The organism is Vibrio sp. 1CM24A (assembly GCF_023161725.1).
In the GTDB taxonomy this organism is placed as follows: domain Bacteria; phylum Pseudomonadota; class Gammaproteobacteria; order Enterobacterales; family Vibrionaceae; genus Vibrio; species Vibrio coralliirubri.
The window spans coordinates 67,506-92,090 of the sequence record NZ_JALNTS010000008.1 but is presented as its reverse complement, the minus strand read 5'-3'; the positions used below and the strand labels follow the sequence as shown (position 1 = coordinate 92,090).

17 protein-coding genes, 1 pseudogene and 1 other annotated feature are annotated in these 24,585 nt (G+C 44.6%); of the genes and pseudogenes, 11 read left to right on the top strand and 7 right to left on the bottom strand.

Annotated features, from left to right (window positions below):
* Positions 1-307: 307 nt before the first annotated feature.
* Positions 308-1,777 (bottom strand): glutamate synthase subunit beta, encoded by a 1,470-nt coding sequence (locus MSG38_RS18085; RefSeq protein WP_248402356.1) that lies wholly within the window; start codon positions 1,775-1,777, stop codon positions 308-310.
* Complete coding sequence (gene gltB, locus MSG38_RS18080) at positions 1,777-6,324, bottom strand: glutamate synthase large subunit (RefSeq protein ID WP_086971375.1); 4,548 nt, start codon at positions 6,322-6,324, stop codon at positions 1,777-1,779. Before gltB ends, MSG38_RS18085 begins: the two co-directional genes overlap by 1 nt.
* 530 nt (positions 6,325-6,854) lie before the next feature.
* On the opposite strand from gltB, the gene MSG38_RS18075 reads away from it, so the two are divergent.
* From MSG38_RS18075 to MSG38_RS18060, 4 genes are all read left to right on the top strand, one after another.
* Positions 6,855-7,808, top strand: a complete 954-nt coding sequence (locus MSG38_RS18075) for a TIGR01212 family radical SAM protein (RefSeq protein ID WP_248402355.1) — start codon at positions 6,855-6,857, stop codon at positions 7,806-7,808.
* Between the two features lie 91 nt (positions 7,809-7,899).
* Positions 7,900-9,651 carry a diguanylate cyclase gene (locus MSG38_RS18070; RefSeq protein WP_248402354.1) on the top strand — a complete coding sequence of 584 codons (1,752 nt, stop codon included), beginning with the start codon at positions 7,900-7,902 and terminating at the stop codon, positions 9,649-9,651.
* 174 nt (positions 9,652-9,825) lie between these two features.
* Positions 9,826-12,195, top strand: coding sequence for an aerobic respiration two-component sensor histidine kinase ArcB (arcB, locus tag MSG38_RS18065; protein ID WP_248402353.1), 2,370 nt, complete (start codon positions 9,826-9,828; stop codon positions 12,193-12,195).
* A 7-nt stretch (positions 12,196-12,202) separates the two neighbouring features.
* Complete coding sequence (locus MSG38_RS18060) at positions 12,203-12,646, top strand: hypothetical protein (protein WP_017062884.1); 444 nt, start codon at positions 12,203-12,205, stop codon at positions 12,644-12,646.
* Positions 12,647-12,782: 136 nt separating this feature from the next.
* Here MSG38_RS18060 and arcA read toward each other — a convergent pair whose 3' ends face one another.
* Both arcA and MSG38_RS18050 read right to left on the bottom strand, forming a co-directional pair.
* The gene (gene arcA / locus MSG38_RS18055) at positions 12,783-13,499 is read right to left on the bottom strand and encodes a two-component system response regulator ArcA (RefSeq protein ID WP_004741534.1); all 717 of its coding nucleotides are present in this window, start codon (positions 13,497-13,499) and stop codon (positions 12,783-12,785) included.
* Positions 13,500-13,928: 429 nt separating this feature from the next.
* Positions 13,929-14,030 (bottom strand): annotated as a pseudogene (locus MSG38_RS18050) (ribonuclease activity regulator protein RraA); the annotation flags it as partial.
* A gap of 47 nt (positions 14,031-14,077) precedes the next feature.
* Between MSG38_RS18050 and MSG38_RS18045 the strand changes: the two are divergent.
* Positions 14,078-14,563 carry a putative 4-hydroxy-4-methyl-2-oxoglutarate aldolase gene (locus MSG38_RS18045; protein WP_017059310.1) on the top strand — a complete coding sequence of 162 codons (486 nt, stop codon included), beginning with the start codon at positions 14,078-14,080 and terminating at the stop codon, positions 14,561-14,563.
* A 112-nt stretch (positions 14,564-14,675) separates the two neighbouring features.
* Here the strand turns inward: MSG38_RS18045 and MSG38_RS18040 are convergent, their stop codons facing one another.
* Positions 14,676-15,134 (bottom strand): hypothetical protein, encoded by a 459-nt coding sequence (locus MSG38_RS18040; RefSeq protein ID WP_048662672.1) that lies wholly within the window; start codon positions 15,132-15,134, stop codon positions 14,676-14,678.
* A 317-nt stretch (positions 15,135-15,451) separates the two neighbouring features.
* Positions 15,452-15,570 (top strand) — a sequence feature (Thr leader region).
* A 29-nt stretch (positions 15,571-15,599) separates the two neighbouring features.
* On the opposite strand from MSG38_RS18040, the gene thrA reads away from it, so the two are divergent.
* Genes thrA through thrC form a run of 3 tightly spaced genes read left to right on the top strand, consistent with a single transcriptional unit; the run spans position 15,600 to position 20,313 of the window.
* Positions 15,600-18,059, top strand: coding sequence for a bifunctional aspartate kinase/homoserine dehydrogenase I (gene thrA, locus MSG38_RS18035; protein ID WP_102432148.1), 2,460 nt, complete (start codon positions 15,600-15,602; stop codon positions 18,057-18,059).
* A gap of 17 nt (positions 18,060-18,076) precedes the next feature.
* Positions 18,077-19,033, top strand: coding sequence for a homoserine kinase (thrB, locus tag MSG38_RS18030; protein ID WP_048658085.1), 957 nt, complete (start codon positions 18,077-18,079; stop codon positions 19,031-19,033).
* Positions 19,030-20,313 (top strand): threonine synthase, encoded by a 1,284-nt coding sequence (gene thrC / locus MSG38_RS18025; protein ID WP_248402351.1) that lies wholly within the window; start codon positions 19,030-19,032, stop codon positions 20,311-20,313. Before thrB ends, thrC begins: the two co-directional genes overlap by 4 nt.
* 77 nt (positions 20,314-20,390) lie before the next feature.
* On the opposite strand, the gene grcA is transcribed toward thrC, so the two are convergent.
* Positions 20,391-20,768 carry an autonomous glycyl radical cofactor GrcA gene (gene grcA, locus MSG38_RS18020; protein WP_017059315.1) on the bottom strand — a complete coding sequence of 126 codons (378 nt, stop codon included), beginning with the start codon at positions 20,766-20,768 and terminating at the stop codon, positions 20,391-20,393.
* A gap of 327 nt (positions 20,769-21,095) precedes the next feature.
* Here grcA and nfo point away from each other — a divergent pair, with 327 nt between their 5' ends.
* The 3 genes from nfo to MSG38_RS18005 all read left to right on the top strand — a co-directional run bounded on the left by nfo (position 21,096) and on the right by MSG38_RS18005 (position 23,720).
* Entirely contained in the window at positions 21,096-22,004 is a 909-nt protein-coding gene (gene nfo / locus MSG38_RS18015; RefSeq protein WP_248402349.1) for a deoxyribonuclease IV, read from the top strand.
* Between the two features lie 397 nt (positions 22,005-22,401).
* Positions 22,402-23,082, top strand: coding sequence for a uracil-DNA glycosylase (gene ung / locus MSG38_RS18010; RefSeq protein WP_248402347.1), 681 nt, complete (start codon positions 22,402-22,404; stop codon positions 23,080-23,082).
* A gap of 86 nt (positions 23,083-23,168) precedes the next feature.
* Positions 23,169-23,720, top strand: coding sequence for a hemerythrin domain-containing protein (locus MSG38_RS18005; protein WP_248402345.1), 552 nt, complete (start codon positions 23,169-23,171; stop codon positions 23,718-23,720).
* Positions 23,721-23,905: 185 nt separating this feature from the next.
* Here MSG38_RS18005 and MSG38_RS18000 read toward each other — a convergent pair whose 3' ends face one another.
* Complete coding sequence (locus tag MSG38_RS18000; protein WP_008224353.1) at positions 23,906-24,094, bottom strand: DUF3545 family protein; 189 nt, start codon at positions 24,092-24,094, stop codon at positions 23,906-23,908.
* Between the last annotated feature and the right edge of the window lie 491 nt (positions 24,095-24,585).

Genomic DNA, 24,585 nt, shown 5'->3' with positions numbered 1-24,585 from the left:
ACAAAACCGATTGGTTTTATTTTCACCAGCTTTACAACGTATAGCTAATTGTGTTTAAGGTCAAGTTCATGGTTAATTATCATGCATAAACGCGATTAACCACTTAATAATCTAAAATAGTCGATGGATATCAATGGGATATATAAGGTGGGTGTTAACGAGATTTAACATATACAACAGGATGATTTTTAAAATGACAAATGCCAGATAGAAAAAAGGCTAGCATCGAGTGCTAGCCAAATATAAAAGTTAGGAAGGGTGTTGCTTTTCCTCTAGGCTAACGTCATCGACGTTAGCACGAGAAATATTATGCGGAAAGCATGAGTGAATCAGCTTTCGCTTCTAAGTTTGAGTTACCCATTAAGAAGTCATCAATGGCAATTGCACATTCACGACCTTCATTAATACAACGTACAACTAGAGATTGACCAGTACGCATATCACCAGCAGCGAAAACGCCTTTCTGGTTCGTTGCAAAACCTTCAGAAGCGACGTTACCGCGCTCGTCCAGTTTAATGTCTAGTTGAGCAAGCACGCCAGTTGGCTCCGGGTGTAAGAAGCCCATTGCTAGGAATGCCATGTCACAAGGAATAACACGTTCAGAGTTCGCTACTTCATCAAAGCCTGGACGCTCACCTGGTTTCGCATCTTGCCAAACGATGTCAGCAATACGTAGACCCGTCACTTGACCTTGCTCGTTACCGATGAACTCTTTGGTTAAGATGTTCCAGTGACGCTCACAACCTTCTTCGTGAGAAGTAGTGGTTTTCATGATCATTGGGTATTGAGGCCAAGGCATGTTTGCAGGGCGCTTCTCTGGTGGGATCGGCATGATCTCAACCTGAGTAATGCTTGCTGCTTTATGACGGTTTGATGTGCCCACACAGTCAGAACCCGTATCACCACCACCGATAACCACAATGTGTTTATCTTTAGCGTGAAGCTCTTCTGTTTTAAGGTCTAAGTCGTTAGCACGGCGGTTGTTTTGACCAAGGAATTCCATGGCAAAGTGAACGCCTTTCAGCTCACGACCTGGGATTGGTAAATCACGTGGAACCGTAGAACCACCTGTTAGCAATACCACATCAAATTCTTGGCGTAACTGTTGAGCATTAACATCAACACCGATGTGTTGGTTAACTTTAAACTCAACGCCCGCTTCAGCCATTAGGTTGATCTTACGATCAATCACGTCCATACCCAGTTTGAAGTCTGGGATACCGAAGCGAAGTAGACCACCGACTTTCTCGTCACGTTCAAATACCGTTACCGAGTGACCAGCGCTGTTTAGCTGCTCCGCTGCGGCTAGGCCAGCAGGACCTGAACCGATAACTGCGACAGTTTTACCTGTGCGAGAGCGTGGTGTTTTAGGTTTTGCGTACCCTTCACGGTACGCAGTTTCTACAATCGTTTTCTCGATATTACAGATAGTGATTGGGTCTTGGTTGATACCAAGAACACAGGCACTTTCACAAGGAGCAGGACAAACACGACCTGTAAATTCAGGGAAGTTGTTGGTAGAGCTTAGAATGTTCCAAGCCTCTTCCCAGCTGTCACGGTAAACCGCATCATTGAATTCTGGGATGATGTTACCAATCGGACAGCCGTTGTGACAGAAAGGTACGCCACAGTCCATACAACGAGAGGCTTGAGTATTGATCTTTTCACCAAACTCTTCGTTAAGTACGAACTCTTTGTTGTCTTCAATTCGAACTGACGGGTCGAGCTTCTTTGGAAGCTCACGACCGTGTTCTAAAAATCCAGTAGGCTTACCCATTATACTGCCTCCACTTCTTCCGTTTGTGCCTGTTGTGCTTCAGCTTTACGCTTTTCAAGAACCGCTTTGTAGTCGCGTGGCATTACTTTAACTAGCGATGCAACACTTGCTTCAAAGTTGTCTAGGAAAGACTGAGCAACTTCACTTCCTGTGAATTCAACATGCTTAGTTAGCATATCTAGTAGAAGAACTTTATCTTCTTGTTCAATTGGATCTAGGTCTACAAGTTCAGAGTTAAGTTTGGTTTCGAAGTCACCCGCTTTATCCCATACATAAGCCACACCGCCACTCATACCAGCAGCAAAGTTACGACCTGTTGAGCCAAGGATAATCGCGACACCGCCAGTCATGTATTCACAACCGTGGTCACCAACGCCTTCAACAACAACCTTCGCGCCAGAGTTACGAACACAGAAACGTTCGCCAGCCATACCGCGAATGAAAGATTCACCTGAAGTCGCACCGTAGAAACATACGTTACCTACTACGATGTTGTCTTCAGCAACGATAGTCGATTTCGCATCTGGGTACAGTACCAACGTACCGCCAGACAAACCTTTACCCCAGTAATCGTTCGCGTCGCCTTCTACTTCGAACTTAACGCCTTTCGCAAGGAACGCACCGAAAGATTGGCCAGCACTACCGTGGAACTTAACGTTCATTGGTTGTGGTAAACCTTGGTCTTTGTAAACCTTCGAGATTTCGTTCGACAGCATGGTACCTGCAGAGCGGTCCGTGTTGATGATAGGGAAGCTCGCATTCACGGCTTCGCCTTTCTCAAGAGCTGGAATCGCAGCTTGAATCAACTTGCGGTCTAGAACGTCTTCTAGGTTGTGGTTTTGTTGTGTCTGGTTGTAGATACCATCTTCTTCACGTGCCTGCTCGATGTGCAGTACAGGTGTTAGATCTAGGTTCTTGTACTTCCAGTGACCGATGTCATCACGAACTTTAAGTTTGTGCGATTGACCAACCATCTCATCGATAGAGCGGAAGCCAAGTTCAGCCATTACTTCACGCAGACCTTCAGCCATGTATTGGAAGAAAGTGACTACGTCTTCTACGCGGCCGTCGAAACGTTCACGCAGAGTCTTGTTCTGTGTTGCGATACCAACAGGACATGTATTCTTGTGACACTTACGCATCATGATACAGCCTTCAACAACCAATGCTGCTGTTGCTACGCCCCATTCTTCAGCGCCAAGTAACGTTGCGACTGCAAGGTCACGTGGTGTTTTCATCTGACCATCAGACTGAACAACGATACGGTTACGTAGGCCGTTTTTCAGTAGTGTTTGGTGCGTTTCCGCTAGACCTAGTTCCCAAGGCAGACCCGTGTGACGGATAGAAGACATCGGAGATGCACCCGTACCACCATCAAAACCTGCGATAAGTACCACGTCAGCTTTTGCTTTCGCTACACCCGATGCAATCGTACCTACGCCAGCTTCTGATACTAGCTTCACGTTGACACGGCCATTACGGTTCGCGTTTTTCAGATCGTAGATCAGCTGAGCCAAATCTTCGATTGAGTAGATATCGTGGTGTGGCGGTGGAGAGATAAGACCTACGCCCGGAGTCGAGTGACGCGTTGCGCCGATCCAGTCATCAACCTTATCACCAGGTAGTTGACCACCTTCGCCCGGTTTCGCACCTTGAGCCATCTTGATTTGCAGCTCATCAGCGTTAGATAGGTAGTAAGACGTTACACCAAAGCGACCAGAAGCCACCTGTTTGATTGCTGAACGTTCCCAGTCGCCGTTTTCTTTGCGTTCGAAACGTGCTGGATCTTCACCACCTTCACCTGAGTTTGATTTCGCACCAATGCGGTTCATCGCAACAGCCAGTGTTGAGTGAGCCTCATGCGAGATTGAACCAAAGCTCATTGCGCCGGTTGCGAAACGCTTAAGGATGTTCTCGATTGGTTCTACTTCTGCTAGAGGAATAGAGCCTGCAGGGTTCTTGATAAAGTCCAGTTGGCTACGTAGCGTTGCTGCGTTGTCGCCTTGGTCATCAACTGCTTTTGCGTACTTCTTGAACTGACCGTAATCTTTGTTACGCGTCGATTCTTGAAGTAGAGAAATCGTTTCAGGGTTGAATAGGTGCTTCTCGCCACGTTGTTTCCACTGGTAAACACCACCAACATCAAGGATCTGAGCTGGGATTTCACGAGCTGGGTAACCAACACGGTGACGAACCAGTACTTCTCGCGCGATATCGTCGATCGTTAGACCTTGGATACGAGAAACAGTACCTGTGAAGTATTTTTCAACCACTGATTTGCTAACACCAAGTGCTTCAAAGATTTGTGCACCGTGGTAAGACTGCAGCGTAGAGATCCCCATCTTCGAGAAGATCTTCAGTAGACCGCCGTTAACACCTTTACGGTAGTTATCGAATAACTCACGTGGGTGAACGTTTGGATCTAGCTTCTTAGTACGTTGCAGTTCAACAATCGTTTCGATAACTAGGTATGGGTTAACTGCGTTTGCACCGTAACCGATTAAGGTTGCGAAGTGGTGCGTTTCACGCGCGTCACCCGTTTCAACCACGATGTCACACTTAGCACGTAAACCTTTACGGATTAAGTGGTGGTGAACCGCGCCAACCGCCAGCATTGCTGGAATAGCAGCGTGGTTAGAGTTAACCGCACGGTCTGTCAGTAGGATGATAGAGTAACCATCAATCACTGCGTCTTCTGCGTATTGGCAGATACGCTTAAGTGCGCGCTCTAACTTACCTTGGTCGCCATTTGCTTGGAATACGATGTCCAGCGTCTTCGCTTGAAGGTGCTCGTTATCGATTGCACGCAGTTTTTCTAACTCAGAGTTAGACAGTACTGGAGACTCAAGCTCTACTTTTTGACAGTGCTCAGGTGTTTCAGCAAGTAGGTTCTGATCCTTACCTAGGTAAGTGTTCAGAGACATAACCATGCGCTCACGAATCGGGTCGATCGGCGGGTTGGTTACTTGTGCAAACAACTGTTTGAAGTAGTTTGAAAGGTGCTGCGATTGGTGAGAAAGAATCGCTAGCGGCCAGTCAGCACCCATTGCAGAAAGTGGCTCGTAGCCTGTTTTCGCAAGAGGTAGAATGATTTCGTTTACTTCTTCAGAGCTCACGCCAAACGATTGTTGTTTGTGTAGTAGTTTCTCTGGAGAAGGTTGGCTAAATTCGTTGCTCGCATCTGGTAGCTTTTTCAAGCTCAGAAGGTTCTCTTCAACCCACTTTTCGTAAGGTTGTGCTTTAGCAATGCTGTCTTTCACTTCTTCATCAGAAATGATGCGGCCTTGCTCAAGGTCAGCAACGAAGATACGACCTGGTTGTAGACGACCACGGTACTCAACGTTTTCAGGTGCAATCTCAACAACACCAGACTCAGACGCCATTACTAGGAAGTCGTCTTTAGTTACTGTGTAGCGAGAAGGACGCAGACCGTTACGGTCTAGTGTTGCACCTACTTGAACACCATCGGTGAAACATACAGATGCTGGGCCATCCCATGGTTCCATTACGTTCGCGTGGTACTGGTAGAACGCACGACGAGTTGGATCCATGTTTTTGTTTTCTTGCCATGCTTCCGGGATCATCATCATCAACGCGTGTGGCAGAGTACGACCTGAAAGAACAAGTAGCTCAAGTGCCATATCGAAGTTTGATGAATCCGAACTACCTTCCTGACAGATAGGAAGCAGCATGTCGATTTCAGCTTGTGTAAACAGATCCGATTCTAGGATTGCTTCACGTGCTTTCATCCAGTTCAGGTTGCCGCGAACCGTATTGATTTCGCCATTATGCGCGATGTAACGGAAAGGCTGAGCTAGACGCCAACGTGGGAATGTATTGGTAGAGAAGCGAGAGTGTACCAGTGCTAGAGCCGTCACCATGGTTGGGTTTTGCAGGTCTAGGAAGTACTGAGGAACTTGTTCAGTTGTTAGCTGACCTTTGTACACCAATGTCTTGTAAGACATAGAGTTGATGTAGAAGTCATCACCGATATTTGAAACGCTTTCTAGGCATACACGAACCGTGTAGTTACGTAGAACATACAGTTTACGCTCAAGCTCTTCTGGTGTGATACCAGGGCCGCCAGAAATAAATACGTGTTCAAATTGAGGCTCAGTGCTTAGTGGGTCAGCACCAATCATTGAATTGTCAGTTGGAAGTTCACGGTAACCGATAACTTCTAACTCAAGGCGTTGTGCATTGCGTTCTAGAATGTCACGACACTGTGCACGTTTGTGTTCATCTTTAGGGAAAAGTACAACACCAACACCATATTTTTCAAAAGATGGCAGCTTAATTCCAAGCTTTACGGCTTCTTCTAGTAAGAATTCGTGCGGCTTCTGTAGCAGGATACCTGCACCATCACCAGAACACGGATCGCAGCCTTGGCCGCCACGGTGTTCCATACGTGCAAGCATATCGAGTGCTTGAGTTACTACATCATGAGATTTGCGATTCTTTAGATGCGCAACAAAACCGATACCACAAGCGTCATGCTCCAATTCAGGAGTATACAGACCCTGTGAGTTCTGCTCTTGATCTACCATAGATACATCCTTCCAGTTAAATCTAGGCGCAACTTATTTGTATAAAGTCAGCCTTGTCCTTTTATATTTATGGGTCTAAACCTGCCTATGCTGGCGGTTTGAATCCTTTCCGTATCTCGCAGGAAAAGTATTGCGAGAAAAACAATCCTTAGTGATATCTGTTTATTTTTAACCACAAACTAGTGGTTTATATAGGTGGGAGTTAGATATCACCGACTTATTAGCAAGTTTTCGTTGTAAGTAAATACTCAAAAATAGCCAATATGTGTAAGTATCCTACAATTTTGTCTAGGCGAATTGCAATGAAAGTTGACCCATGTAGACCATTTTTTTCGTTTTATTTTGAATTTAATGCCTAACAAATGTGCAACATTAGGCAAATAGAGCCGATTTTTTGCATGTTTATTGATATTTGTTAGGTTGCTCGCAAAAAGCCTTGAGTAAACTAATTGGTCGAATTTTGCAGGGATGTAATTTTTTTTCAAAAAAAGACTGATATTCATTCTTATTTACTTGAGTGCTTTGAAAATATGCAATTACACGAGTTGGTCAATACTATCGGCCAAGACCTTCAACGCCGTTACGGCGAGAAGGTTCACAAGCTGACGCTTCATGGTGGTTTCAGCTGCCCAAACCGAGACGGGACAATTGGCCGTGGAGGTTGCACGTTTTGTAACGTGGCTTCCTTTGCTGATGAACAAACTCAAATTCAAAGTATTGCTGACCAGCTAAAAGATCGTGCGGGTGAGATTGCTCGTGCCAAGAAGTATCTGGCTTACTTTCAGGCGTACACCAGCACTTATGCTGAGGTACAAGTGCTTAAGAATATGTATGAAGAGGCGCTAAAAGCACCCGGTGCAGAGATCGTTGGTCTTTGTGTTGGCACGCGACCAGACTGTGTGCCTGAAGCGGTGTTGGATCTGTTAGCGGGCTACGTTAAACAAGGCTATGAGATTTGGCTCGAGCTCGGCCTGCAAACCGCCAATGATAAAACCCTCAAGCGAATTAACCGCGGCCACGATTTTGCAGTGTATGAAACGATCACCCAACGCGCACGCGCTTTAGGTATCAAGGTGTGTACTCACCTGATTGTTGGCCTACCAAAAGAAACCAAAGCGGATACCCTTGAAACCTTAGACAAGGTATTAGCCGTTGGCACCGATGGTATTAAGCTGCACGGCCTTCATATAGTAGAGGGCAGTACCATGGCCAAGGCGTGGAAGGCAGGAAAGCTAGAAGCCCCAAGCCTTGAAGAGTACATTGATATCGCGAGTGAGATCATTCAACGCACGCCTGCGGACGTGGTTTATCACCGTGTTTCTTCAGCGGCGAGACGCCCAACGTTGCTTTCTCCTTTATGGTGTGAGAACCGCTGGTTAGCGATGACTGAAATAGGCCGTTCGCTCGATAAAACCGGTGCTCAAGGCATCAAAACTGGCTCTGTATTCGAGTACACGTTGCCTGTTTTAAACGCAGCCAATTAATAGAAATCGGTGACTGTAGGTAACAGCAGATAAAACCAACAAATAGTGGTAACATTTCCCTCACAGATTTTATGGTATAGATTGAGAGTAAATGGAACTGGTAATGACTTGGTTGTGGGACAGGGCGTATGGCTACGGTATTTATATCGTTGTTGTATTGCTGATTGCTCTCATCTGCTGGCATCTCTATTCTCGTTATCAGTCGCATATCGAAACGCTTCTACTTGCTACCCCGTCGCCACTCTACTTTGTTGATGTTCGAAGTGGCGAAATACTTTATGCCAATCGCCAAGCCATGCAGTTGCTCGGTATCCGCCAAATCGGTGTTAATTTTCGCTTTCCTACTGTGGAAAGCGAGAACAGCTTTCGTCACTACTTAACCAATCACATTAACTCTCGAGCCTTCGAGCAGGTCTCCCTGTGGGCGCTTTCTGAATTTGAGTCGTTCAAGATCAACTTGGTCGGTCGTAAGATCCATTTTAGAAATAAACAGACTTGGATGATTCACGCCTCACCTTATAAAAACACCAACGAAGAACTGTCCCAAGAAGTTCGAGAACTGAATGTTGCTCGTACCGCGTTGGATTCTTTGTCTGAGCTGATCTACGTGAAAGATCAAAAGGGTGAGTTGGTCGCGAGCAATCGTTCGTTTAAAAAGTTTTGGCACGGTCGCCCAGAAGAGGGCACCTTGAGTGTTTCTGGTGGCGCATTGAAAGGCCGTGTTAGTGAACGTTCGTGGACAACCGATCAGGACGGCAAAGGGTGTTTGCTTGAAACCTATCAAAGTGTGCTGCTTTCCCAAGATGGAGAAACCATCGGCACGCTCTCTATTAGTCATGATGTGACCGATTGGCATGACATGCAACAGAAACTGCGTGGCGAAATGGAGAAGCGTAAAGATACCGAAGTGGCACTTGCGCAGCGTGACACCATCTTACAAAACATCTTGGAAGCGAGCCCAGACTCGATTGGTATCTTCAACGAAAACATGGTTTATCAAGCGTGTAATAAGCCGTTTGTGGCGGCGCTTGGTATCTCTGAGGTCAGTGACCTCGTGGGTAAGCGCCTGCAAGATGTCGTGCCGAATAGTATGTATATGCGTATCTCAGACACCGACCATCAAGTGCTTCATCATGGTAAATCGTTACGCTATATCGATAAGGTCGTTTCCAGTGATGGCGAATACACTTGGTACGATGTCGTGAAATCACCGTTTAGAGATCCAGCATCCAGTACTAATGGTGTGTTGATCATGGCGCGTGATATCACCGAGCGTTACCTTGCAGAACAGAAACTTGAAGAAGCCAACCTTGAGCTTGAACGTCTCAGCTTTATGGATAGCCTGACCCAGGTTTCTAACCGACGTCGTTTCGACGAACAGCTCTCTACACTGTGGCATTATCATGTGCGTGAGAAGTTGCCGCTGACGATCATGCTGTGTGATATCGACTTCTTTAAAGGCTACAACGATTTTTACGGACACCAACAAGGTGATGATGCTTTGATTCAGGTTTCGCAGGCATTTAAGCAGGTGTTGAATCGTTCATCTGATTGTGTGGCTCGTTATGGTGGTGAAGAGTTCGGCTTTATTCTGCCAAATACAACGACCGAAGGTGCTCAGCTGGTGGCGCAGCGTATTCATGACGAAGTCCTAAAATTGGAACTTGCGCATGAGAAGTCGACAGTGTCTGAATTCATCACGGTGAGTATTGGTATTATCTCTTACATTCCTACACCTGATGATGAAATGGAATCGGCTGTTGCCTTGGCTGACAGTGCGCTGTATCAAGCGAAATCAGACGGTCGCAACCGTTCAATGGTGCATCCATACTCAATTCGCTAACGCTATAAAATTGGCAATTTGATTATCCCCGGTTATTTTTGCTTAGTTAGTATTTGTATTGGTTAATTAACCTTCGAAATTACCGCTGAACACTTGCTGCGTGTGATGTAGCTAGCTTACCTCCTATCTTCAAACAGGGTAGAATGTTGCTAGTCTTATCGCATGGAGCGCTAAATGAAACCCATGAAAAATCTTGCCCAGTATTACGTGGATCTACTCGTAAAACTGGGGATTGTCCGCTTTTCTATCTTACTCGCCCTAGCGCTTGTTGCCCTCGCTGTTGTTGTGCAAGTTGGTATCACCCTCGCACTCAAAGGCAATGTTGATGACATCGACATTGTCCGTTCAGTTTTCTTCGGTTTAGTGATCACGCCTTGGGCGGTTTATTTCCTGTCAGTGGTCGTGGACCAGCTGGAAGAGTCTCGTCAAAGATTGGCGAAATTGGTCTCTAAGCTTGGCGACATGCGTGAGCGAGACCAAGAACTCAACAATAAAATGCAGCTCAATATCGAGAAGCTTAATCAAGAAATTGAAGAGCGTGAAAAAGCGGAAGAAGCGCGCGCAGAAGCAATGCAAGATCTCGAAAACGAGGTGTTCCAGCGCGAGCGTACTCAGCTTGAACTCGCAGAACGTACCGCACTGTTACGCTCGTTTATCGATGCCTCGCCTGACCTTATTTACTACCGTAATGAAGATGGTGTGTTCTCTGGTTGTAACCGTGCGGTTGAAGAGCTCACTGGCAAAACAGAAAAAGAGCTAGTTGGTTTAACGCCTTGGGATGTCTACAGCAAAGAGGTCGCTCAGCAAGTTGTTGAAACCGATAAGAAAGTATTTGCTGACAACCAAGCTCTAACTTATGACCAATGGCTTGAATACCCTGACGGACGTAAGAGTTACTTCGAACTGCGTAAAGTCCCTTTCTACAGCAAAGATGGCCGTCACTTGGGCTTGGTTGGTTTTGGCCGCGATATCACTGAGCGCAAAGAGCATCAAGAGTCACTAGAAAAAGCCAGCCGTGATAAGACCACCTTTATCTCTACCATTAGCCACGAGTTAAGAACGCCGCTCAACGGTATCATTGGCTTGAGCCGCATGCTGCTTGATAGCCAACTGACCACCGAGCAGCGTAAACAGATGCAAACCATCAAGGTGAGCGCGGTGACACTGGGTAATATCTTTAACGATATTATCGACATGGATAAGTTCGACCGTCGTAAGCTTGAGCTATTCCCAACGCCTATCAACTTTGAAGATTTCGTTGTCGAGATCGAAAGTATCTCAGCATTGATGGCCGAGCAGAAAGGGTTAAGGTTCGATCTAGAAAGATTGTCTGATCTTCCTGCTGCTGTTGAGGTGGATGGTACTCGTTTGAGGCAGGTACTGTGGAACCTTGTGAGTAACGCAATGAAGTTCACCAAAGATGGTGGAGTGGTGATGACAGTCAGCGCCGACATTGATGGTGACTTTGCCAACATTACGATGGAAGTGGAAGATACTGGTATTGGTATCCCTGAAAGTGAAATCGAGAAGATCTTCGCGATGTACTATCAGGTGAAATCGGGCACGGACAACTTGCACGCTGTCGGCACAGGTATTGGTCTTGCGGTCTCTCAACAGCTAATCAATATGATGGATGGCCACATTGAAGTCACCAGTGAAGAGGGTTTTGGTAGTACCTTTACAGTTTCGATTCGAGTTCCAGTGAATCACGATACTCAGGCTCTGATCAAAACACCAAGAAAGCAGTCGAACCTTAAGATCTTTATGGTCGAAGATATTGAACTCAATATCACAGTGGCTCGCTCTCTACTTGAAAGCCTTGGCCATGAAGTGACAGTCGTGATGACGGGTAAAGAGGCGCAAATTGCTTTCAATCCTGAAGACTATGATTTGGTGTTGTTGGATATCCAACTGCCAGATATGACGGGTTTCGATATTGCTCAATACTACCGCGAGAAATACAGCCAGCTACCGCCTTTGGTGGCATTAACTGCGAACGTGCTAAACAACAAGCAAGAGTACTTCCAGAAAGGCATGGACGAAGCGATCAGTAAACCTTTGTCGGTTCGAGCTATCCAAGATGTCATAAGCGAACTTATTGAAGATGCACCAGAGGTTATTGAGAAGGTAGCGGGCACGGATAAGGTTGAGAGCATTGATAAAGTCGATGCGAGTAAGCCTGTTCTTTCAGCAATTGATACCACTTTGCTTGATATTGATATGCTAGAGTCTTATGTTGATATTGTTGGACCGAAACCGGTTTTGGATAGCATCGCGATGTTCGAAGATATGATGCCGGAGTATATGGAAATATTGAACTCCAACATGGTCGCGAAAGATAAAGCCAATATCGTTTCTGAAGCACATAAGATTAAAGGTGCAGCAGGTTCTATTGGCCTGAAACGCATCCAACAAGTTGCCCAGAAAGCTCAATCTCCAGATATGCCTGCGTGGTGGGAGAACATTTCAGATTGGGTTGATGAGATAAATAACGAATACCAGAATGACATTGAAGTCTTAAAGAGTTGGTTAAATCAAAGGTAGAAGAATAATGAAAAAATTAGCATTCGCCGCATGTGTAGTGGCATTAGCGGGTTGTTCTGCGCCACAAGTAGAATGGCAGCAAGATAATCAAGTCGAAGTATCTGCAGCAACAGTTACCATGAAAAGCAACCTTTGGCACAACAAGATGCCAACGATTGGCGAGACTCAAGATAAGACCCTGCATGGTGCTATCTACCTAGAGTCAGACTCACAACTGCCAGCAACGCTTGCGGTTGAAAGTGTTACGGTTAAACAGGGTGCAGACACCTTGTTGGTAACGGCTGACGATCTTGATTTAAGAACACACAGTGAAACTCAATGGGAAGTCGCGTTTGTATGGCAGCTAGAGATCGACAGTGACAAGCCTGTTGATGTGGCGGTGGAACTTAAAGATGGCGAAACCGTGAAGTGGCTAGTAGAGAAAGACGTTAAGGTGGATACGGTTTACTAAAACCTTATCCAATTAAGAACAATAAAAAAGGGAGAATGCGTTGGCATTCTCCCTTTTTAATAACTATTGATGACGCTTCTATTGTTAATAACACTTACTGGTGAGCAGTGCTTAACGGTAAGAAGCGCGAATCGAATTAGTCTTCTAGGTCACCACAAAAGCGGTAGCCTTCACCGTGAATCGTTGCAATGATTTCTGGCGTACCAGAAACAGATTCAAAGTGCTTACGAATACGACGGATTGTTACGTCTACAGTACGATCGTGTGGCTTAAGCTCACGGCCAGTCATCTTCTTAAGAAGGTCAGCACGTGTTTGGATCTTACCTGGGTTCTCACAGAAGTGAAGTAGAGCACGGAACTCTGAACGAGGTAGCTTGTAGCCTTCGCCATCTGGGCTAACCAGAGAACGACTGTTGATATCTAGTACCCAACCGTTGAACTCGTACTTCTCAACGCTACGCTTCTCTTCTTGAACAGAGCTTGTGCTCATTGAACGGTTCAGAAGGTTGCGTGCACGGATAGTCAATTCACGAGGGTTGAAAGGCTTAGTGATGTAGTCATCAGCGCCGATCTCTAGGCCAAGGATCTTATCAACTTCATTATCACGACCAGTTAAGAACATAAGCGCTACGTTTGCTTGCTCACGTAGTTCACGCGCAAGTAGTAGGCCATTCTTACCTGGAAGGTTGATGTCCATAATTACAAGGTTAACTTGGTTGTCAGATAGCACTTGGTGCATCTCTTCACCGTCGCTAGCCTCAAAAACAGCATATCCCTCTGCTTCAAAAATACTCTTTAGAGTGTTACGAGTTACTTGCTCATCTTCAACGATAAGAATCTGCGGGGTTTGCATTTGGCGGTACCTAAATTTGTGACGAAACTGTGCTAATAGAATAAATTCTAGGCAAAAACATAACATACAGGTAATGTATTTTTGATGATAACTTAAAGTTTTCAAAAAAACACTTACTTCCAGCTATCTGCCTTCCTTGAAGTATTGCCCAATAACGTAGATCCAGTACGCCTTTCAATCATTCTTTTAGTGATTGGAGTGGATTCTATAATGTTAACAGCATGCTAACAACGCGAGAATGTTAATTCCATTCACTTTGTTGATTTACATCAATTGCCGTATCGCAACAAACTTTAATAGTATGGCTACAACTTAACCAATGTTATGGTGACTATTTAGCACCAAAACAAGAATGATTATTCGAGATGCTTCGCACATCTTGCCTGCTAAAGACCGGATTATGAACCAAGGAAGCTGAAAGCTGTCTTAAGAGTCTAGTAGATAAATATGCTCAATCAACTTTTATTGAGTAATAAATTGAGCATAGAACAATGAAAACAAAGGATTAATTTTAATAACATATAAAAGCATAGAGGCTAGCCTGACATAACCGGTAACGCCTTACTCACGGAGGATATATGCACGATATAACACCCGACTTGTGTGATGAGTTTGAAAGCGAAGTCACCCTACTGAACATGCCATTGCAGAACTTCGGCCAACGTGGTGCGTTCTTTGGAAAAATTGTAACAGTTCGTTGTTATCACGATAATTCCAAGGTTCGCGAGGTTTTAGAGACCGACGGCTGCGGCAAAGTGCTTGTCGTTGACGGAAATGGCTCATGCCAGAAGGCGCTGCTTGGCGATCAACTCGCTATTCTCGCGATAGAAAACGGTTGGGAAGGCGTGATTGTAAACGGTGCGGTGCGTGATGTTGGCATGATGTCGCAAATGGACCTTGGTGTTCAGGCGCTGGGTGCATCGCCATTCAAGACCGAGAAACGCGGCGTCGGACAAGTGAATGTTACGCTCTCTATACATAATCAACTGATTCAGCCTGGTGACTATATTTATGCCGATTGGAATGGCGTATTAATTTCATCTGAGTTGTTAATTGAGTCGTAACTAACTCAAATTTAATTCCGTTGTTAGATTAGATTGGGGAATGGTTTGTGATGTGCTGAAAGCTTGGGGCTCAATTCGGACTAATCAGTAAATAAAGAACAAGCGAAAGAGATTAAAAGCGAAACCCTAATCCCACTTCAACACCTTGCTGCCACTCTTCATAGTCAAGGGTGGCATGCAAATCTAGATTATCAGTCAGTTGCACTCGGCTGGAAACCTCTGCGGCTACCGATTTCTCATTGTCTTCGGTTTCATCTTTATAGGTGTGTAAAGAACTGTTGAAAGAGACTCTTTCTGAAAACTGATAACTGACACCACTTAAGAATCCACTTTCCTGTTTCAGTGCCGCACTATTGATACGTGTACCCACGTAAAGATCCACATCTGAAAACAAGCTATAAGAATAGCCACTGTCTATTTTCCAAGTATCGAAGCTTTCACTTGACGCGTTTTGTGTGGAGATAAAAAATTTATGAGAAGAACGATCTATTTGAGAAGGAAGTAGAGGCAAACTATTCGCTGAACAAACAACAGGCATAGCAAAAGCCAAAAGAATAAGTAATCTCTTCATTTCCCACTCCTGATGTCATTATTATTGTTCTTCGAACGTTATCGTTCAATTAAAGCACAGAACTTGTGCGTTCGCTGCACAATCGATATAGCATTTTGTTATGACTATATATGCAATTGATCACTCTTGCTTGTTCAATGAGTAAATCCAGTATCTTAAGTGAAGGTTTATACAGGGTGTTTTATCCCTTAAATGACGGTTTGCTCTGAAAAACGGTGCGAATGTAAAAAAAACGCAACTTTTCATTGACGTCCAGTGGTAAAAATTGATACACGTAGAGTAAAGCACAAGCAGAGAATTTGATATGCAGCACGTAAGCCACCTAGTAATGACCACAACCATTATTATTACCGACATTAACATTGTTGGGGCAGGCTGCTAAGTAACGGATTTTAAAAAAAAGGCCTGTATCCAACAAGATACAGGCCTTTTTTTGTACCATTTTTATGACTTATGGAGAAAGGGATGCGCGTTTTAAAGTTTGGAGGTTCATCATTAGCTGATGCAGATCGTTTTTTACGAGCGGCTGATATCATTGCTAATAATGCCCAGCAAGAAGAGCTAGCCGTTGTACTATCGGCTCCAGGAAAAACAACCAATAAGTTGGTCGCTGTTATCGAAGCTGCACTTAAAAATGGTGAAGCAGACGCACAGATTACAGAGATCGAATCCTCATTCGCTGCACTGTTTGCAGATATTCAAGCCGTTGTTCCTTCTATTGACGGTTCTGCGTTCCAAGAGCAGGTGGATACTTCTCTTGCTCAGCTAAAACAGTTCGTAAACGGCATTAACCTACTGGGCATGTGCCCGAATCATGTTAATGCTCGCATCATCAGTAAAGGTGAGCGAATCTCAATCCAGTTGATGAAAGCAGTACTTGAAGCGAAAGGCCAACCAGCAAGCCTGATTGACCCAGTTCAATACTTATACGCTAAAGGTGATCACCTTGAAGCTATGGTCGATGTGGATGTTTCAACTCAGAACTTCCGTCAATCGCCACTTCCTAAAGGTCACGTAAACATCATGCCGGGTTTCACTGCTGGTAATGATAAAGGCGAGTTAGTAACACTTGGCCGTAATGGCTCTGACTACTCAGCGGCAGTTCTAGCGGCATGTCTACGTGCTGATTGCTGTGAAATCTGGACTGATGTAGACGGCGTTTACAACTGTGACCCGCGCTTGGTTGATGATGCTCGTCTTCTTAAGTCATTAAGCTACCAAGAAGCGATGGAGCTTTCTTACTTCGGTGCTTCGGTTCTACACCCGAAGACTATCGCGCCTATCGCGCAATTCCATATTCCTTGTCTGATCAAAAACAGCTTTAACCCACAGGGTGCGGGTACTTTGATCGGTCAAGACACTGGCGAAGATAACCTAGCAATCAAAGGTATTACTACGCTAAGTGACCTAACAATGGTTAACGTATCAGGCCCTGGTATGAAAGGCATGGTTGGCATGGCAAGTCGCGTATTCGGCGCGATGTCTTCGGCTGGCGTTTCTATTGTCCTTATTACTCAATCGTCTTCTGAGTACAGCATCAGCTTCTGTATTGAATCGGCTGACAAAGTGAAAGCGAAACAAGTGTTGTCAGACGCGTTTGAACTTGAACTTAAAGATGGTCTGTTAGAGCCAGTTGAGTTCATGGATGATGTTGCGATTGTAACGCTGGTGGGTGACGGTATGCGCACTTCACGTGGCGTAGCATCTCAGTTCTTCTCCTCTTTAGCTGAAGTGAACGTTAACATCGTTGCGATTGCTCAAGGGTCATCTGAGCGTGCTATCTCAGCTGTTATCCCTGAAGATAAAATCTCTGAAGCAATCAAAGCGTGTCACGAGAACCTATTCAACTCTAAGCACTTCCTTGACGTATTCGTTGTGGGTGTTGGCGGCGTTGGTGGCGAACTTGTTGATCAGATCCAACGTCAGCAAGGTAAATTGGCTGAAAAAGGCATCGTGATTCGCGTATGTGGTTTAGCAAACAGTAAAGGTTTGTTGCTAGACAGCGATGGTCTACCGTTAGAGCAGTGGCGTGACCGTATGTCGAGTGCGACTGAAGAATTCAGCCTAGCTCGCTTAGCCGCTCTTGTTCAACGTAACCACATCATCAACCCTGTCTTGGTTGATTGTACGTCTAGCGAAGGTATTGCGGCGCAGTACGCTGATTTCCTAGCGGCTGGTTTCCACGTGGTAACACCAAACAAGAAAGCAAACACAGCAAGCATGGCTTACTACCATCAGCTTCGTGAAGTTGCACGTAACTCACGTCGTAAGCTGATGTACGAAACAACCGTAGGTGCAGGTCTACCAGTAATCGAAAACCTTCAGAACCTTATCTCTGCAGGTGATGAACTTGAGAAGTTCAACGGCATTCTTTCAGGTTCACTGTCTTACATCTTCGGTAAACTTGATGAAGGTATGACACTAAGCCAAGCAACCAATATTGCTAAAGATAACGGCTTTACTGAACCGGATCCTCGTGACGATTTATCTGGTATGGATGTGGCGCGTAAGCTGCTTATTCTTGCTCGTGAAGCAGGCATGGCGCTTGAACTTGAAGACGTTGAAGTTGACCAAGCTCTGCCACCAGGTTTTGATGACTCAGGCACGGTTGAAGAGTTTATGGCTCGTCTGCCAGAAGCGGATGCTTACTTCCAAGAGCAATCGGCTATCGCAGCAGAAGAAGGCAAAGTACTTCGTTATGTTGGCGAAATCGCTGAAGGTAAGTGTAAGGTTCGTATCGCTGCTGTTGATGGCGACGACCCAATGTTCAAGATTAAAGATGGCGAGAACGCATTAGCATTCTACAGCCGTTACTACCAACCAATCCCTCTAGTACTACGTGGCTACGGCGCGGGTACTGAAGTAACAGCAGCTGGCGTATTCTCTGATGTGATGCGTACTCTTGGTTGGAAATTAGGAGTTTAGGAATGAGTTCAAGTGATATGGATGTTGTCGTTTATGCTCCTGCATCAATCGGTAATGTCAGTGTAGGGTTTGATGTGCTGGGGGCCGCTGTGTCTCCAGTGGATGGCACACTGCTGGGTGACCGAGTAATGGTTAAAGCAGGCGATGAATCATTCTCGCTAAAAACAGCAGGCAGCTTTGTTTCTAAGCTGCCGACTGAAGCCAAAGAAAACATCGTCTACGACTGCTGGGTGGTGTTCTCTAGAGAGCTTGATAAAAAAGGCGTTGCGCTAAAGCCTTTAGAAATGACACTCGAAAAGAACATGCCTATTGGTTCTGGTCTAGGTTCAAGTGCATGTTCAATTGTCGCGGCACTGGATGCGCTAAATCGTTTTCATGGCCAGCCACTGAATGAGACTGAACTGCTTGCTCTAATGGGCGAAATGGAAGGTAAGATTTCAGGCGGTATCCATTATGATAACGTTGCTCCATGTTACCTTGGTGGTGTGCAGTTAATGCTTGAAGAGTTAGGTATCATTAGCCAAGAAGTACCGTGTTTTGATGACTGGTATTGGGTAATGGCGTATCCGGGTATTAAGGTTTCAACGGCTGAAGCTCGCGAAATTCTTCCTTCTCAATATCGTCGTCAGGATGTGATTGCCCATGGCCGTCATCTAGCGGGTTTTATCCACGCGTGCCACTCTGGTCAGCCAGAGCTAGCAGCGAAGATGATCAAAGACGTGATTGCTGAACCATATCGTGAGAAACTGCTTCCAGGGTTTGCTGATGCGCGTAAATACGCCACTTCAGCTGGAGCACTGGCTACTGGGATCTCCGGTAGCGGTCCAACTCTATTTAGCATTTGCAAAGAACAAGATGTCGCCGAGCGTGTTGCACGCTGGTTAGAACAAAATTACGTACAAAATGAAGAAGGATTCGTTCACGTTTGTCGTCTAGATAAGCAAGGTTCGATCGTTACAGGAAGTGAGTTATGAAGCTGTACAACATCAAAGAAAATGACGAGCAAGTCTCTTTTGGCCAAGCCGTTCGTCAAGGTTTAGGTCGTAATCAAGGTCTATTTTTTCCATCTGAGCTACCAAAGTTTGATGATATCGATGCGCTGCTAGCAGAGGACTTTGTCCCTCGTAGCTCAAAAATTCTGTCAGCATTGATTCGCGATGAATTACCAAAAGAACAGATCGACCAAATGGTGGATGCAGCGTTCCAATTCCCTGCACCAATCAACCAAGTAAAAGACGGCGTTTACGCGCTTGAGCTTTTCCACGGCCCTACACTGGCGTTTAAAGATTTCGGTGGCCGCTTTATGGCTCAGTCTTTAGCAGCCGTTTCAGATGGTGGTCAAATCACGATCTTAACAGCAACATCAGGTGATACTGGTGCGGCGGTTGCACATGCTTTCTACGGCATGGAAGACATCAATGTTGTGATTCTTTACCCGAAAGGCAAGATCAGCCCATTGCAAGAGAAGCTTTTCTGTACGCTGGGTAAGAACATTCACACTGTCGCTATCGATGGTGACTTTGATGCGTGTCAGGCTCTGGTTAAAGAATCATTTGATGATGCTGAACTGCGTAAAGAGATTGGTCTTAACTCGGCAAACTCTATCAACATCAGCCGTTTAATGGCTCAGATCTGTTATTACTTTGAAGCGGCTTCTCAGCTGACTAAAGAGCAACGTGAAAACCTAGTTATTTCTGTACCAAGTGGTAACTTTGGTAACCTAACGGCGGGTCTATTGGCTAAAGCACTAGGTTTACCTGTTAAGCGTTTCATCGCAGCAACCAATGAAAATGACACGGTTCCTCGCTACCTAGAAACAGGTCAATGGGATCCAAAACCGACCATTGCGACAACGTCGAACGCGATGGACGTAAGCCAACCAAATAACTGGCCTCGTATTGAAGAGCTTTGCCAACTGAAAGGTTGGGGCTTAGATACACTAGGCAAAGGTAAAGTATCTGACGAGCAGAGCGCTGAGTCAGTTCGCGACCTAAAAGCACAAGGTTACCTATGTGAACCACATGGTGCGATTGCTTACCGTCTATTGGAAGAGCAATTGCAAGAGAATGAAACTGGCTTGTTCCTGTGTACAGCACACCCAGCGAAATTCAAAGAAGTGGTTGATGACATCCTAGGTTCTGATATCGAACTGCCTGGCCCGCTAGCAAAACACGCGGCAATGGAGTTGTTGTCTGAAGATCTTGATAACGATTTTGAAGCGCTAAAAGCAGTGCTTCGTCGAGTTCAACCGTAACGTCCATTTGTTTTTCGAACAAATAAAAACGGCGCTCAATGAGCGCCGTTTTTGTATTCTAATTTAAGCTCTAAAAATTATAGAGACTCAGTGAACGTACGTGCGATAACGTCACGTTGCTGTTCAGTTGTTAGAGAGTTGAAACGTACAGCGTAACCCGATACACGGATAGTTAGCTGTGGGTAGTTCTCTGGGTGAGCAACTGCGTCTTCTAGCGTTTCACGCTTAAGAACGTTAACGTTTAGGTGTTGGCCACCTTCGATGCGTGGTGCTGCTTCGATTGCAACTTCACGGCTTTCGTACTCGCCTAGGTCTGCAGCTGAGATAACTTGGTCAGCTTCGAAACCTGCAGTAGCAACAACACAACGAGCTTCATTCTTCTCGCTATCTAGTAGCCAGATTGAGTTTAGTAGGTCATCGTTTGCTGCTTTAGTAATTTGAATACCTTGGATCATAACTATCTCCTAGTCCACTGAATGTGGTTTGATTATGGTGTTAACTTTCGATTTTTTATTGAGCTGAGTAATATATACCTAATATTAGTAAGGTTAACATTGATTTAAGTCAAAAAACAACCAAAAACCATATTTTCACAAAGGTGATTATCTTGAGGTAAATCAATAAAACCTTTGAAAACAAAGTAATTACAAAATATTTTAAAGTATAAAAAATATTTAACAGTTGTATTTGTTGTAAGTTTACTACATTTGTTGTGTTTTTATTGAACAGCAACCGATACAACCCTTTATTTATTAAGCATTATGAAAGTGTAAAGTGATTTAATGACAAACAATAATTCATCCTCAAAACCGGAAACAAATATGAAGTTTATTGGCGCTCATGTGTCGGCTGCTGGTGGTGTTGATCAGGCGCCTATGCGTGCACGTGAAATAGGTGCCAATGCGTTTGCACTGTTTACCAAGAATCAGAGACAGTGGGCGGCAAAACCGCTAGAAGCGAAAACCATTAGTGCCTTCAAAGCCAATTGCAAAATGTTGGGCTTCGGTGCTGAGCACATTCTTCCTCATGACTCCTACCTTATTAACCTAGGAGCACCAGAGGAAGAGAAGCTAGAGAAATCACGCGCGGCTTTTATTGATGAGATGGAGCGTTGTAATCAACTTGGGTTAACGCTTTTGAATTTTCATCCTGGGAGCCACTTGAAGAAAATCTCAGAAAGCGAATGTTTGGCTAAGATCGCCGAGTCGATCAACCTAGCTCATCAAGCTGTACCTGACGTAATCGCGGTGATCGAGAATACGTCAGGGCAGGGCACTAACCTTGGTTGGAAGTTTGAACATCTAGCTGAGATTATCGAGCAGGTAGAAGATAAGTCACGTGTTGGCGTGTGCTTAGACACCTGCCATACGTTTACTGCTGGCTATGACTTACGTACAAAAGAGGCGTGTGAGCATACTTTTGCTGAGTTCGACCGCATTGTGGGTATGCACTACCTAAGAGCAATGCACATCAATGATTCAAAAGCTGAGTTCGCGAGTCGAGTTGATCGACACCATTCTTTAGGAAAAGGTGAAATTGGCTGGGATTGTTTTGAGTATATTGCTTCTGATTCTCGCTTTAATGGTATCCCTCTTATCTTGGAAACGATTGATTCGACGATTTGGAAAGAGGAAATTCAAAAACTTAGAATGTTTCATCGCTCAGCAACGGTAGTCAGCGAAGAAGCGTAATAATAGAAGGGAAAATTTATTTCCGTCTATTTCTAAAAATTGGCACCTTTCTTTCATAACATTAAAGTGAATATGTAGTTCACGATGTCTTAGAGGAGGTGCCTTTATGTATTCAATCACCCAAACTTCAACTGTTGCTGTCGCAAGTCGTTTACCAACACCAAACCGTCACGTGCATAACCATGGCCACCATCGTACACAACAGAAAAGTGGTTAATCGAGATAAACACAACTTGAACTGATTATTATGATTCATCAACAAGTGAACCCTACACATCATGTTTATTGATAGCTGTATGAGGTATAACTAGATCCTTATTTAGGAGAGTTAGCCGATACAGCTATTTTTTTGTCTGGCGAAAGCCGCTAGAAACCTTGATGATTGGGAAGTAAAACGATGAGCGCACCAAAAACTTGGGAATCCATTATTAATGATGAACGTGACAAGGAGTACTTTCAGAGTGTCCTCGCGTTTGTTGAGCAGCAACGTAATAACGGGAAAACCGTCTACCCGCCACAAGATCAGGTGTTCAGTGCCTTTGATATGACGCCTTTCGAATCCGTGCGAGTAGTTATCTTAGGGCAAGATCCTTATCACGGTGCTAACCAAGCTCATGGTTTAGCATTCTCAGTCCTTCCTGGCGTAAAAATCCCACCTTCTCTACGTAATATGTACAAGGAGCTTGCACAAGATATAGAGGGCTTTGAGACTCCTAGTCATGGTTATCTCGATTCTTGGGCATCGCAAGGGGTGTTGATGTTGAACACCGTTCTTACAGTAGAAGAGGCAAAAGCACACTCACATGCTAAATGTGGTTGGGAAACTTTTACTGATGCCATGATTGCTGAGCTCAATCAGCGTTCTGAACCAATCATCTTTTTGTTGTGGGGCGCACACGCCCAGAAGAAAGGCCAAGCGATTGATGAAGGCAAACATCATGTGTTGGTTGCACCTCACCCATCGCCATTATCGGCACGTCGTGGCTTCTTCGGTTGTCAGCATTTCTCAACAACCAACAAGTTACTTTCTTCTATGGATCAACAACCTATTGACTGGTGTTTACCAACAGAAGTGTAGGTTGGTGGTTTTCTGAGCAGGGTCAAATCATAAATCAGTATCTTCGTATACACTTATAAACAGTAGGTGTAATGGAGTGCAATACTATGATGATTGAAAGGATAAGACGAGAGCATGGCTATATGGCTCGTTTGCTCGCGATACTCAACAATAAGTTAGAGCTTCTAAAACAAGAGCGAGAAATAAACTATAGCTTGGTTGCTGAGGTGGTTGATTACTTGATGAACCATTCAGACAAAGTGCATCACCCTAAAGAAGACGTCATTTATCGCTACTACCTTAAGCAATATGGCAGTGAGCAAGCGATTGAAGACTTGGAGTTAGAGCACCAATTGCTTTCTGAGAAAACGGCGGACTTTTTAGGCGTGGTCGATATGATCCTTCAAGATGCGGTGGTTCCTCAGCAAGTCTTTATAGAGCAGCTTGAAGCGTTTGTTAAGGCTCAGAGAAAGCACATGGAATATGAAGAGAAGCATGTGTTACCAATGATTGTTGAGGCGTTCACGGTTAAGGATTGGCAAGAGGTTGAGTCACAATGGCTTCAACCAGAAGACGACCCTGTTTTTGGGGACACGATTGCTGACCAATATCGCCAGCTCGCAGCTCGCGTTCGACAAAATGAGCAAGAGTGCGTTTAGTTAATATTAAGGGGGAGTCACTCCTATTTCGAAGTGCCTTCTATATTAAAAGGTGACTGTTTGAGACTCCCTCTATATTAGTTGATTGGTTCTTAGTGCGGCGCTTTGAACGGATGCGATAGTCTAAACAATAAAAAAGGCACCTTTATAGGTGCCTTTTGCTATCTGATTTCTTATCGTGCTGATTAAAGCTTTATATCGTCAAGGCTAAAATCGAGACCGAGATTCATCTCTCTTAGCTCTTTCTCAAGCTGCCTGCGATCGTTGATGGCCTCGATTTCACGCCACTTACGCTTCAGTGGTTTCGAGCGTGTTTTTTGAGTTGCACGAGGCATTTCTAGTTCTGATACTTCATCGAATTGAAAGCTATCCATAAGCCATATCTCCTTCCGTGGGACTAGTTCTTACGAACCATTAAATATCATATTTAGGTTCACCATAACCTTGATTTGTTTCTCATTTGTTTCAAATCCATGAAGTTTTTGTTCTGTTTTTTTATGCATGCTCACACATTAAGGGACTTTTTATGTATAAAAAACAAGCAAACAAACCTAAGTAAACGATTAAATTAGGGGTTATTGAATGTTAATTCATTGTGCGAATGGAATAGTGTTTTGCCTACAATGCATTGAAGTGCACATGGTGCTATGCGGTATAGGGATCTCATTGGCCTAGAAAAAAACGAAGATCTTCACTATACCTTGTAAAACCTAGGCTGACGTCATTTTTATAGGATGATGTTCTCGTTAGGGCGGAGCCGTGGCTGTTGTTGATATTATGTCCCGATAATGTGACTTTTATTGGGCTGTATTGTTGAAAGTTGTGTTAACAAAAGGTGTGTTATTAGTGAAATGTCATTTCAATA